The sequence below is a fragment of the Enterococcus sp. OL5 genome (genome assembly GCF_006491895.1).
GTDB classification, from domain to species: domain Bacteria; phylum Bacillota; class Bacilli; order Lactobacillales; family Enterococcaceae; genus Enterococcus_D; species Enterococcus_D innesii.
The window spans coordinates 135,315-147,943 of sequence record NZ_VHIL01000004.1; the positions used below are offsets into that span (position 1 = coordinate 135,315).

Annotated in this window: 11 protein-coding genes and 1 pseudogene; all 12 read left to right on the top strand. The window is 36.1% G+C overall.

From position 1 onward, the window contains the following. The first annotated feature begins 17 nt into the window (after positions 1–17). The 12 genes and pseudogenes from FJU10_RS06520 (at position 18) to FJU10_RS06570 (ending at position 12,604) form a co-directional block, all read left to right on the top strand. Positions 18–1,922 (top strand): glycosyltransferase family 2 protein, encoded by a 1,905-nt coding sequence (locus FJU10_RS06520; RefSeq protein ID WP_189372252.1) that lies wholly within the window; start codon positions 18–20, stop codon positions 1,920–1,922. Next, positions 1,922–4,702, top strand: a complete 2,781-nt coding sequence (locus FJU10_RS06525; RefSeq protein WP_140965426.1) for a CDP-glycerol glycerophosphotransferase family protein — start codon at positions 1,922–1,924, stop codon at positions 4,700–4,702. The genes FJU10_RS06520 and FJU10_RS06525 overlap by 1 nt, the downstream gene beginning before the upstream one ends. Before the next feature lie 73 nt (positions 4,703–4,775). Next, positions 4,776–5,630, top strand: a pseudogene (locus FJU10_RS06530) (CDP-glycerol glycerophosphotransferase family protein); the annotation flags it as partial. Positions 5,631–5,752: 122 nt separating this feature from the next. Then, positions 5,753–5,893 carry a hypothetical protein gene (locus tag FJU10_RS19670; RefSeq protein WP_262984555.1) on the top strand — a complete coding sequence of 47 codons (141 nt, stop codon included), beginning with the start codon at positions 5,753–5,755 and terminating at the stop codon, positions 5,891–5,893. 125 nt (positions 5,894–6,018) lie between these two features. After that, the gene (gene mltG, locus FJU10_RS06535) at positions 6,019–7,362 is read left to right on the top strand and encodes an endolytic transglycosylase MltG (RefSeq protein WP_140965427.1); all 1,344 of its coding nucleotides are present in this window, start codon (positions 6,019–6,021) and stop codon (positions 7,360–7,362) included. A 115-nt stretch (positions 7,363–7,477) separates the two neighbouring features. Beyond that, a complete protein-coding gene (gene greA / locus FJU10_RS06540; RefSeq protein ID WP_005229556.1) occupies positions 7,478–7,957 on the top strand; it encodes a transcription elongation factor GreA in 480 nt (159 codons plus the stop codon). 152 nt (positions 7,958–8,109) lie between these two features. Next, positions 8,110–8,841 (top strand): cell wall-active antibiotics response protein LiaF, encoded by a 732-nt coding sequence (gene liaF, locus FJU10_RS06545; RefSeq protein ID WP_010749367.1) that lies wholly within the window; start codon positions 8,110–8,112, stop codon positions 8,839–8,841. Next, entirely contained in the window at positions 8,838–9,905 is a 1,068-nt protein-coding gene (locus FJU10_RS06550) for a sensor histidine kinase (RefSeq protein ID WP_077452577.1), read from the top strand. Before liaF ends, FJU10_RS06550 begins: the two co-directional genes overlap by 4 nt. 3 nt (positions 9,906–9,908) lie before the next feature. Next, positions 9,909–10,538, top strand: coding sequence for a response regulator transcription factor (locus tag FJU10_RS06555; RefSeq protein ID WP_077452576.1), 630 nt, complete (start codon positions 9,909–9,911; stop codon positions 10,536–10,538). 86 nt (positions 10,539–10,624) lie between these two features. Beyond that, the gene (locus FJU10_RS06560) at positions 10,625–11,290 is read left to right on the top strand and encodes a potassium channel family protein (RefSeq protein WP_005229566.1); all 666 of its coding nucleotides are present in this window, start codon (positions 10,625–10,627) and stop codon (positions 11,288–11,290) included. Positions 11,291–11,301: 11 nt separating this feature from the next. Further along, positions 11,302–11,601 carry a HesB/YadR/YfhF family protein gene (locus tag FJU10_RS06565; RefSeq protein WP_081119174.1) on the top strand — a complete coding sequence of 100 codons (300 nt, stop codon included), beginning with the start codon at positions 11,302–11,304 and terminating at the stop codon, positions 11,599–11,601. 58 nt (positions 11,602–11,659) lie between these two features. Beyond that, positions 11,660–12,604: a glycosyltransferase family 2 protein gene (locus tag FJU10_RS06570; RefSeq protein ID WP_170924078.1), complete on the top strand. Its 945-nt coding sequence runs from the start codon at positions 11,660–11,662 to the stop codon at positions 12,602–12,604. The last annotated feature ends 25 nt before the right edge of the window (positions 12,605–12,629 follow it).

The window sequence follows — 12,629 nt, forward strand, 5'->3', positions numbered from 1 at the left end:
AGAAAAGAGGATACATTGTGAGTAAGTATAAAGTTTCAGCAATCGTTGCTGGGTACAACGTTGAAGAATATATAGAAGAATGTTTAGATTCTCTATCGAGTCAAACTTTGAAGGAACTAGAAGTCATTATGATTGATGATGGTTCTCCAGATAAGACTGGAGAAATTATGGACCGTTACAGTAATAAATACGAAAATTTTAAAGTTGTTCATCAAACAAATCAAGGCCTTAGTATGGTTAGAAATAATGGGATGGACATAGCAGAAGGCGAATTTATCGCTTTCGTAGATGGAGATGACATAGTACCAGAAAATGCATATGCTTTGATGTATAGCATGCTTGCTGAAACAGGATCTGATATGGTATCTGGTGGAGTGAACCGAACAAATGGATCGAAGGTGACACGTTCATTTTTACATAAGAAAGCTGTAAAAGATACTGTTCGGAAGACAAATATTTTTAACAATCCGGAATTAATCTACGATACAACATCATGGAATAAATTATACAGAAAAAGCTTGCTCTTAGAGAATCACTTAAGTTTTCCAAAATCAATGTTATATGAAGATATGCCTTTAGAATTATCTTGTCACTTGTTAGCTAAAAGTGTTGATATTATAGAAGATTGTGTATATGTTTGGAGAAGAAGGGAAGGAGAAAATACTTCCATAACTCAGCAAAGATCTGATATGAAGAATTTTTTAGACCGAATTAAATCTATTGAAATGTGCTTTGATGCTATTGATAAGTATGTTACTGACGAAAAAAAGAAACAGAGAATTAAAAGAAATTTAGAATTTAAAGTGCTAGATCTAGATTTGATGCTTTATATTAATGCCATGAACAGTTATGATCAAAATTATAGAAAAGAAGTAAGAACTATTATTCTTAATTTAGTAAACAAATTTGATCCAAACATTATAAACTTACTAGTTAGTTCAAAGAAATTAAAGTATTCTTTACTTATGGACAATGAATTAGAAAGTTTAGCAAAAATATCTAATTATCGAGCCATCACATTTAGAAAAGAAAAACCAAAAAAAGAGAACGGTAAATTATACCAAGAGTACAAATTTGTGACTTCCAATAGTGGGAAACCCTATAAAATAGAGAAAACCGCATTTACATTTAATAATCGGATGGAGTCAATAGAAGTAAATGAGGAAAACCATCTTATTGTTAAAGGCCATATGTATATTTCTCAACTTGATAGCAAAAAAAGTTCAAATATAAAAGCTACCATATCTATCTTAAATATCACCAATCAAAGGGACATAACGATACCACTAGAGTGTAAACTTAAATCAAAACATGTAACAAGAAAGTATGGTGTCAAGAAAAGTTCTATTAATCCTCTGTCGAGAGTATATAATTATGATTACTCTGGCTATTCAATGAAACTGTCTTTATCTGAGGCGCAGCATATACTAGGTGAAGGTCGCTGGAAATTTAAAATCAATTATTTTTACGAAGATATTGCTGTTGAAGGAATTCTAGGTCAACCGCAGAAAGTAAAAATGCCCAATTATATTTTTATCGATGAAACGAATGTTTTGGAATTCAAAGCCAATCATGATTGGGAGCTGTATATAAAGAGTCATGAGCCTAATGTATTAATCACTGATATTATTTCAAATGATCAAAATGAAGTTGCTTTTGCAATGAAAACAAAGGAAACCAATCATAAATATCAAATATACTTTGAAGAAGATGAGACAAAGGATGTATGTGCAAAATTTAGTTTAATGAATAAGCAACTAGTTTTGTCAAAAGATATATTGGAAAAGACGAATGAGAAGATAATAAATCTTTATGCTTTTGATACCGAAACTTACATTAAATATTCCATTTATTCGAGTATTCAGAAAAAGTTTGTAAATACTGAAGAATACGATTTGATTTTGGTAATCAGTTTAATTTGATGCCTAAATTATATGTAACAAAAAATCTTGTTTATATTGAAAATGTTAGTTTAAGTTCAAATCAAGAATTATTACTTACTTTGAAATCAAACAAAAACAATTTAAAAGATGCAGTTTTAGAAATTAGAAGTAACAAGAATGGTAAGGCACATTACTTCAATGGAAATTATCTGAACTCGTATGAGGCTAGTTTTACTATTCCTTTAACAAATCAATATAGCGACTTCATATTTGAACTAGGAAAAAGTAGTTTTCATGTTCTAATTAAAGGTGAAAAAGACTATATAAGTACTATCCCCCTCTTTAAACAGTCAGAGGACGAAGTAACTTTTTTTGAGAAAGATCACCGAATAGGGAGAGATTCCCAGGTTAAGTTCTATCTATCACAACTGAATTTTCCTGTAATGTCAGCAAAATTACTTTGGGCAAAAATAGATGCCACTCCTTTCAGAAGAAAAGTTACTCGTAAAGTTATATATCCTTTCTTGAGATTGCTACCCCTATCTAAAAAAACAATGGTTTTTGATAGTTATTGGTCAACAGCATTTAATTGTAATCCGAAAGCCATCTATAATTATATGAAGGAACATTATCCTTCATATAAACTCGTTTGGGTATTTGATAATCCAAATATCCAAGTAGACGAGACTGCAATAAAAATAAGGAAAAATACTTTTAAGTATTTTTATTACTTAGCAACGGCAAAATATTTTATTGAAAATACCAATATGCCTAATATTTTTGCTAAGAGAAAAAAACAAATCGATGTTCAAACGCTACATGGAACCATGTTGAAAACAATGGGGCTGGATGAGCCACAGTTTAAATATGGCAGTAAGAAAAAGCAAAATGCGTTTCTCGCTCGTGTAGCGAATTGGGATTATTTGATTAGCAGTTCTGATTATCAGTCTGGAATTTCTAAACAGGCTTATCTCTATAAAAATCAAATGTTAGAAACAGGCTTCCCTAGAAATGATGTTCTTTACAAACAAAGAGATAGTAAAGACGAAATCAAAGAAAGATTGGGGATACCTAAGAATAAGAAAGTCCTGTTATATGCACCAACTTTTCGTTCAAGAGATTCTTTCAATATACATTTAGATATTGAAAAAATGAGAGAAAGTTTATCTGAAGAATATGTTTTGATAACGAGGTTTCATTATTTTGTAGCTCGATCTTTGAATGTACCTTACAATGATAAATTTGTTTTTGATATGAGTTTTTATCCTGCTATTGAAGACTTATTCATTGTAACTGATATACTGATCACAGATTATAGTTCTCTTATGTTTGATTTTGGACATTTAAGAAGACCTATATTATTCTATGCTTTCGATCTAGAAGAATACGTTAATGATATAAGAGGCATTTACTTGAACTTTGAAGAAATGGTGCCAGGTCCAATTGTTAAAGACACAGATACTTTGGTCGAAGCTATTGAAAACATTGAAAACTTAAGTAAAGAATACAAGGATAGAGAAATTAATTTCTACAACAAATTCTGCCAATTTGGACGAGGAGGGGAAGCCACAAAAAAAGTAGTAGAGCGCATTCTCACTGAACCTACCCCAGAAGGAAAATCCGTTCCACTCCTGAGAAATGAATTAAAAAGAATACTCAGAGTTAATTCTTGGTATCGTATTATTTTTAATAAAGTGGGGCGTTTAAGCAAAAAAGATATTATTATATTTGAAAGTTTTTTGGCTAGAAGGTATTCGGATAGTCCTAAAGCAATCTATGAATATGTGAAAAAACACTACCCTCAATATAAGTTATATTGGAATGTCAATAAAGAAAATATAGATTATTTTCAAAAACATAAGATTCCTTATATTAAACGATTTTCATATAGTGGTATATTTAAGATGGCTAGAGCAAAACTATGGATTTCGAACACTCGTCTTCCTTTATGGCTAGAAAAGCCAAAAGGTACACTTTTTGTACAAACATGGCATGGAACGCCTTTAAAGACCTTAGGATTGGACATCGAAACGGTGACGATGGGTGGTAAGTCTAGAGAAACTTATCGTAAAGAAGTAATTAAAGATACCTCTAAATGGGATTATCTGGTATCGCCAAACCATTATTCTACAGAAATCTTCAAGTCGGCCTTTGCGATGCAGGAAAATCAAATACTTGAAACGGGATATCCAAGAAATGATTTGCTATATAACTTTACTGCTGAAATGCAGCAATCTATCAAAGAATCATTAAATATACCGAATGATCGTAAGGTTATTTTATATACACCTACTTGGAGAGATAATGAGTATACAAAGTATGATGAGTATTCCATCAAGCTTCAATTAGATCTTGAATTGCTAAGAAAACAGTTTGATCAAGAGATTGTAATCTTGATCAGAGCCCATTATCTCATTTCTGAAAATCTAGACCTAAGTGGATATGAAAACTTTATGATTGATGTCTCTGATTATGAGGATATAAGTGAATTATATATTATTTCTGATTGTTTAATTACTGATTATTCATCAACCTTCTTTGATTACGCAAACTTAAGAAGACCAATGATTTTCTTTGCCTACGATTTAGAAACGTACGCTGATGAAATTCGAGGATTCTATTTCGACTTTCGCTTAAAAGCACCTGGTCCAATTGTTGAAACTACTGACCAACTAGTGAACGAATTGAAAAAGGTTGTTTCGAATAGTTTTTCATATAATTACGATTCTTTTATCGAAGAATTTTGTCATTTAGAAGACGGTCATTCAACGGAACGGCTTGTTAAAGAAATTTTTGAACGAAAAGAAAATAATGAGTAATTGACAAAAAGGAAGTAGTAGAATGAAAAAATTCATCAGTTTTTTTTATCGTCTCTTGTTTTCACTGTTTTCAATGCTACCAGTAAGTAAAAAAACAATTATTTTTGAATCATTTAATGGCAAGCTTCCTTCTGATAATCCATATTACATTTTTAAAGAATTAGAAAGACGCGAATCAGACTATAAGCTGTATTGGGGAATAAAAAAAGAGCTGTACAGCAAAGCGACACAAACATTTCCAGACATTGTGTTTGTCAAAAGGTTCTCAATTACATGGCTTCTAAAAGTTACAAGAGCAAAGTTTTGGGTGTTTAATGCCAGGATGCCGATTTGGTTGCGCAAAAATAAAAAAACGATTTATATTCAAACATGGCATGGGACTCCTTTGAAAAAATTGGGTTTAGATATAGAGGATGTACGTATGCCAGGTACTGAAACAGATTTATATCATGAAAATTTTGTTAAAGAAGCTGATAGGTGGGATTATTTAATTGCTCCTAACTTATATTCTGAGAAGATTTTTCAAAGTGCTTTTAACTTTAAAAATTCTTTTCTGGAAATAGGCTATCCCAGGAATGACAAGTTAGTGCGTCATAAAAATGATATTTCTTTAAAAAGCCAGCTCAAACTTCAAATTCTTGGAAAGGAAGCTGGAAAGGTTTATTTGTATGCACCAACTTGGAGAGATGATTATTTTATCTCTATAGGGAAATACAAGTTTCATATGCCTTTTGATCTTAAAAAAGTTACTGCAAGTATTGGAAAAGATGATGTTCTTGTCATTCGTCCTCACTACTTAGTTGCGGATTCGATCGATATTTCAGGTTATGAAAATAATGTTTTTATTTCTCTTGATGAGGATATCAACGATTTATTTCTAATAAGTGATACATTAATTACCGACTATTCCTCTGTTTTCTTTGATTACTCAATATTGGCAAGACCCATGATTTTTTATCCATACGATTTAGCTTATTATGAAAATTCCTACGGGGTTTTTATCTTGATTATAATAAAGTACCGGGAGATATTGTTTATAAGGAAGAAGAGCTGTATCGTCGTCTTTCAATGGATAATAAAAAGCAATCTATTGCAAAAACAGATGGTTTTTTCAATACTTACAATGAGTGGGAAACAGAAAACGATTCATCAAAAGTTGTTAACTTAATACTTGAAATAGAAGGGAAATAATTCTAATAGTTAGGAATATCTTTTTGGATAGGTAATTCTTAACCAATGATAAATTCTATTCCACTCCTCCTAACTTTCGTGTATAATGGTACAAGCCAGTATTACGAAAGTTAGGAGGAGTTGTTTTGAGTAAACAACATCCAGAGGATAAATCCTTTAAAGACGAAGTATTAGGAGCTTTAAAGCAACCTCAATCAGATCAAACCCAGGAAGACCAAGGTTTGAACGAGCGTCCTATTCAACAGCCTCAAGAAGAGGTGGGTTCGCGAACTGCAAGTGGAAAGACCAAAAATAAAAAAGCAAAGCAAACTGCTGCAAGTCGTAGGGCAGCAGTAGAAGAATTACCCATAGCTGAAGGTGGAGAAACGCAATTGCGCAAGCAGCAACGCAAAAAAGAAGACCGAATTGTCAATCGGATCGTTTTGATCGTAGTTCTTGCTTTGCTCGTTATCGGTGGAGTTTTAGGATTTTCAATGTATCGTTATGTATCATCCGGGCTACAGCCTTTGAATCCTGATGACACGGAAACTGTAGCTGTTGAGATTCCTAGTGGATCGTCCAACAAAGCAATTGGAGAAATATTGGAAGAAGACAATATCATTAAGAGTGGTATGATCTTTAACTATTATACGAAATTCAATAATTTAACTGGATTTCAAGCGGGAAATTATCAGTTTGCGCCAAGTATGACATTGGATCAAATAGCGAAGATGCTACAAAATGGCGAAGGATCGGTCACCTCTGACGCCAAAGTCACCATTCCTGAAGGATTTGATGTAGATCAAATCGGTGATGCTCTAGCGGAAGCAACGAATATCTCGAAAGATGATTTCTTAGCTTTGATGGAAAGTGACGAGTTCTTTGAAAAAATGAAAGCAACCTATCCTGATCTTTTAGCAAGTGCCGGCGATGCACAAGGTGTACGTTACCGACTAGAAGGATACTTGTTCCCAGCGACGTATGACTACTATACAGGGAATACCCTAGAAGAAGTCGTTACTCAAATGGTGGATAAATCAAATGCGGTCATGTCGAAATATTTCGATCAAATCGCTCAAAAAGAAATGACCGTCCAAGAAGTTCTTACTTTAGCATCACTTGTTGAAAAAGAAGGTAGTAAGCTAGAAGATCGTAAAAATATCGCACAGGTATTCTTCAATCGCTTAGCAATTGATATGCCGCTGCAATCGGATATTTCGATTCTATATGCGTTAGGCGAGCACAAAGAGCTAGTTACTTATGAGGACACTCAAGTTGACTCTCCTTATAACCTCTATGTGCATACTGGCTACGGACCTGGACCATTCAACAATCCAAGTGAAGCAGCGATCCAAGCGGTCTTAGATCCAACACCGAACAACTACTATTATTTCGTTGCTGATATTCATACTCAAGAAGTTTACTTTGCAGAAACCTATGAACAGCATATGCAATTAGTGGAACAATACGTAAACAATACCTCAAATTAAATTTTCATAGGTTTATAGTTTACATTTAAAAAAAAGCATGGTAATCTTTTGTGGACTCATCGCAAAAGATTACCTTTTGCGATTTATTAGAAGTTACTAAAAGGAGAAAAGAACTATGGTAGAAAAAGTTTACCCAATGACACTTGAAGGAAAAGAAAAGCTAGAACAAGAATTAGAAGAATTGAAAACGGTAAAACGCGGTGAAATCATTGAACGTATCAAGGTAGCCCGCAGTTTTGGCGATTTATCCGAAAACTCAGAGTATGAGTCTGCCAAAGATGAACAAGCGTTTGTCGAAGGCCGAATCACTACTTTAGAAAATATGATTCGATTTGCAGAAATCATTGATAATGAGGGTGTCGACTCTGATGAAGTTTCCATCGGAAAAACAGTGATTTTTGTGGAGTTGCCTGATGGTGACGAAGAAGAGTACATGATCGTCGGTAGTGCTGAAGCAGATCCCTTTTCTGGTAAAATTTCCAATGATTCACCAATCGCTCGTGCTTTGATCGGGAAAAAAGTCAACGATGAAGTGACGATCTCAACGCCAGGCGGAGATATGCAAGTAAGAATCACAGAAGTAAAGAAAAGCTAATCGTTTGATCGCTAGGTAAATCTAGTTGACCCTGTTGTTCATTCTCCTTTAGGGAAATTGATCATACAGGGTCTTTTTTCGGACCAGCGACGGATGGACAAACCCTTTTTTTCAGGTATGATAGAGTAGAATTACTAGGAGGAGGAGCTTGAATGAAAAGTCCTTGGCGTTTTTTCTTTATTGTTGAAGCGCTCTTACTGCTTTTTGCGGTATGGCAAATTTTATCTAATCCGCCATTATTATTTTTATTAATACTTGGTGTGACGTGCTTGGTTCTGGTGAACCGAAGTGAGCGCAAGAGCAATTTTAAAAATTTCTTGATGGTCTCAAGTTCCATTGCTATTTTGATCAGTTTGTTAAATAGTCCAGCATTGTGGCTGATGCTGATTTTTGCGATTTTATTTATTGGATTAAAAGGAGTCGAGATTACCGGAATCGATTTGACTAAAAATTCCTTCTGGCGCAAAAAACAAATGATCATCGTTGAAACCGAAGAACCAAAAGCGGATCATCCGTTGAAACAAAAACAGCAATGGTTAGGCAATGAACGAATCGGCAGTCAAGTTTATGAATGGGATGACATTAATTTAGATATTTTGACGGGAGACACTTTCATTGATCTAGGCAACACTTTATTGCCTAAGAAAGAAAACGTCGTGATCGTACGAAAAGGCTTTGGCAGAACTCGTATTTTAGTGCCTGCTGGCATAGCAATCAAATTAGAGCACAGTACTTTTATTGGCTCCGTTATCTTTGAAGGCGAAGAAACGAGCTTGAAAAATGAAAAAGTGACGATCTACAGCCCTGATTATGGCGAAAATAGTCGGCGTTTGAAAATTTTAACGAATACCCTTGTTGGTGATGTTGAGGTGATTCGGGTATGATCGGGAAATTTTCAAGAGGCATGATCGCGTTTTATGCAGGCTTAGCAAGTTTTTTTACCATGATTTTGATGTTGTTCTCCTATTTGTATGCCAGTGGGAAAAATAATTGGCTGATAGAAGTCTTTCAAATCAAACTTTTTTTCATTCCTATCGTCTTTCACTTGCTTGTAATATCTGCATTGATTGCTTTAGCTGTCTTCTTACTGATTTCTTTTTTCCGCAATCGTCAATACGGTCCGGTGGAAGAAAAGCTAAGACTGTTAGCCAGCGGCTATATCGATAGCCCTTTATTGGAAACAAAGATCCCCCATGCGTCTGAAAACCATTTGATTGCGAATGTGGATCGTGATATTGCTAGTATCCAATCGAAGATGAAACAGATGTCGATGGAATTGCAGCAATTGAATGCGAAACCGCAGTTTGTCGATGGTCAGACGAAAGAAGAGATTTTAGAAGCAGAAAGGCAGCGTCTGGCTCGTGAATTGCACGACTCTGTTTCTCAACAGCTGTTTGCCGCCATGATGATGATGTCTGCACTGAATGAGCAAGCGATTCGAACAGATGCTCCAGAAAGCCAAAAGAAACAGTTAGCGATGGTCACAGACATTATCAATGCTTCGCAATCTGAAATGCGGGCGCTCTTGCTTCATCTACGACCTGTCACATTGGAGGGCAAGAGTTTGAAGCAAGGGATCGAGCAATTGTTAAAGGAATTAGAGACAAAAATCAAAATTTTGCTTACTTGGGATATTGAAGACTTTACGATGCCTAGTTCGATCGAGGATCAACTCTTTCGTGTGATCCAAGAACTCTTGTCTAATACACTGCGTCACGCGAAAGCTGATGAGTTAGAAGTTTACTTGCATCGCATCGATAATAACGTGTTGTTGCGGGTGATCGATGACGGGGTTGGCTTTGATCCACAGGATCAAAAAGCCGGCAGCTATGGCTTAATGAATATCCGAGAACGGGTGAGTGCCGTTGGTGGTACGTTGAAAATTATTAGTTTTAAAAAGCAAGGAACCAGCATTGAAATCAAAGTTCCATTGTTGAAGGAGGCATAACGGATGATAAACGTGTTGTTAGTTGATGACCATGAAATGGTTCGTCTGGGGGTATCTTCTTACTTATCGATTCAAGACGATATAGAAGTGATTGGGGAAGCGGAAAATGGCCGAGTAGGGTATGAAAAGGCCTTGGAGCTGCGACCAGACGTGATTTTGATGGACTTAGTGATGGATGAAATGGATGGGATCGAATCTACGAAATTGATTTTAAAGGATTGGCCGGATGCAAAAATCATTATTGTCACTAGTTTTATTGATGATGAAAAAGTCTATCCAGCTATTGAAGCGGGTGCGGCCGGTTATCTGTTAAAGACGTCTACTGCTCATGAGATTGCGGAAGCCATTCGTGCCACCCAGCGAGGAGAGCGGGTCTTAGAACCCGAAGTCACCACGAAAATGATGGATCGTTTGACGAATCGGACACCAATCCTACATGAAGATTTGACCAATCGGGAACAAGAAGTGTTACTGTTGATCGCCGAAGGAAAGAGTAACCAAGAGATTGCGGATTCGCTCTTTATTACCTTGAAAACTGTTAAGACACATGTATCGAATATCTTATCAAAATTGGAAGTTGAAGATCGTACACAAGCGACAATATATGCTTTTAAACACGGTTTGATAAAATAAATTCTCGATAATTATGCCTCCTCATGGTCAGTTGAGGAGGTTTTTGTTATACTAAATTATGATCTGGTAAAAAAGGAGCGTTTGTGGTGAAGCAAAATTATGCAATAATCGGTCTGGGCCGTTTTGGTGGCAGTATTTGTCGCACGTTGATTGAATCTGGTCAAGAAGTACTGGCCATCGATAGCAATGAAGATCGGGTGAATGAGTACATGAATATCGCCACCCATGCGGTGGTCGGCAATGCACAAGATGAGATGACCTTGCGTTCACTAGGGATTCGTAACTTTGACCATGTGATCGTTGCGATCGGTGAGGATATTCAAGCTAGTATTTTGGTGACCTTGATGGTCAAAGAAATGGGTGTTCCTAATATCTTAGCGAAAGCCCAAAACGAATACCATGCCCGTGTACTGGAAAAACTCGGCGCAGATCGTGTCGTCCATCCTGAACGTGATATGGGGATTCGCATCGCCCATAATCTAGTTTCCAAAAATATCTTAGATTATATTGAACTATCTGATGAATTTTCTCTAGCAGAAATTCGTGTGTCCAATCCACGCTTTTTCAATAAATCCCTGATTGAGCTGAATTTTCGACAAAAGTATGGTCTGACAGTTGTTGCGATTCGTCGGGGACCAGGACAAGTGATCGTTTCGCCAGATGCAGAGGCGATCGTGCGTGAAAATGACAATTTACTCGTGATCGGCAATACAGATGATGTAGATATACTTGATGAACATATGAATGATTAGGAGTGAAGAAAATGAACTTAACAATAAGTCCTGAAGCAATGCAATGGTTCAAAAAAGAATTGGTGGTAGACCAAGGAAGCGGGATTCGTTTTTTTGGAAAAATTTATGGCAAAACACAAGTGCATGACGGATTTTCCGTGGGGATGTCAGTCGATAAACCAGAACGTCCGATCGTTGAACGAACAATTGACGGCTTGCTTTTTTTTATTGATGAAGCGGATGAGTGGTTTTTCAAAGGCTATGATCTGACAGTTGATTATGATCAAAGGTTAGATGAACCCAAGTATGATTTTAGTGAGGATAAAAAATAATATGAGTTTGGTCAAATGATGACCGATGTAACTCGATTGGCTCTAGGAGATGAAACCGATGTTATCAATTGTTGTACCTTGTTTTAATGAAGAGGCGAGCTTGCCGATATTCTTTGAGGAAACAGAAAAAGTGAAGAGACAATTAAATATGCCCTTTGAATATATTTTTGTCAATGATGGCTCTTCAGATCAAACACTACCTGTTTTAAGAGAGTTATATCGTGACCACCCCGAAAGTGTTCGCTATTTATCTTTTTCGAGAAACTTTGGCAAAGAAGCTGCACTTTATGCAGGCTTACAAGCGGCGAAAGGCGATTTTGTCACTGTGATGGACGCAGATCTACAAGACCCGCCGACATTACTGCCAGAAATGTTTGCGATGCTGGAAGCAAAACCAGAGCTTGATTGTGTGGGGACTAGACGGGCGGATCGCAAAGGAGAACCGAAGATCCGTAGTTTTTTCTCAGATGCTTTTTATAATATTATCAACAAAATTGCCGATACCGAAATGGTAAATGGTGCCCGAGATTTTCGCTTGATGCGCCGTAATATGGTAGATGCCGTTTTACAGCTGTCAGAATACAATCGCTTTTCAAAAGGGATCTTCAGTTGGGTCGGCTTTGATACAGAATACATCGCCTATGAGAACCGGGAACGAGTCGCTGGTGAGACTTCGTGGTCATTTTGGAAACTATTTCAATATTCGATCGACGGGATTGTCAACTTTTCGGATACCCCTCTGAACATTGCTTCGTTTATTGGGGCGCTTTCTTGCTTGGGCTCTCTGATTGCTTTGGTATTTATTGTGATCAGAACCTTTATCTTTGGTGATCCAACAACTGGTTGGCCATCGATGGTTAGCATTTTCTTATTTGTGGGCGGCTTGCAATTGCTTTGTTTGGGAATCATCGGGAAATATATTGGGAAAATTTTCTTAGAAACCAAAAATAGACCCTTATATTTCTTGAAAGAAACTGAAAAAGACCAAGAAAAACAACGATAAATTAAAAGTGTACAATCTGAAGGTT

Coding starts and splice junctions, on each gene's coding strand:
- liaF (WP_010749367.1), top strand. CDS start 8,110: ATGAAAAGTCCTTGGCGTTTTTTCTTTATTGTTGAAGCGCTCTTACTG.
- FJU10_RS06570 (WP_170924078.1), top strand. CDS start 11,660: ATGTTATCAATTGTTGTACCTTGTTTTAATGAAGAGGCGAGCTTGCCG.
- FJU10_RS06550 (WP_077452577.1), top strand. CDS start 8,838: ATGATCGGGAAATTTTCAAGAGGCATGATCGCGTTTTATGCAGGCTTA.
- FJU10_RS06555 (WP_077452576.1), top strand. CDS start 9,909: ATGATAAACGTGTTGTTAGTTGATGACCATGAAATGGTTCGTCTGGGG.
- FJU10_RS06565 (WP_081119174.1), top strand. CDS start 11,302: ATGAACTTAACAATAAGTCCTGAAGCAATGCAATGGTTCAAAAAAGAA.
- FJU10_RS06525 (WP_140965426.1), top strand. CDS start 1,922: ATGCCTAAATTATATGTAACAAAAAATCTTGTTTATATTGAAAATGTT.
- greA (WP_005229556.1), top strand. CDS start 7,478: ATGGTAGAAAAAGTTTACCCAATGACACTTGAAGGAAAAGAAAAGCTA.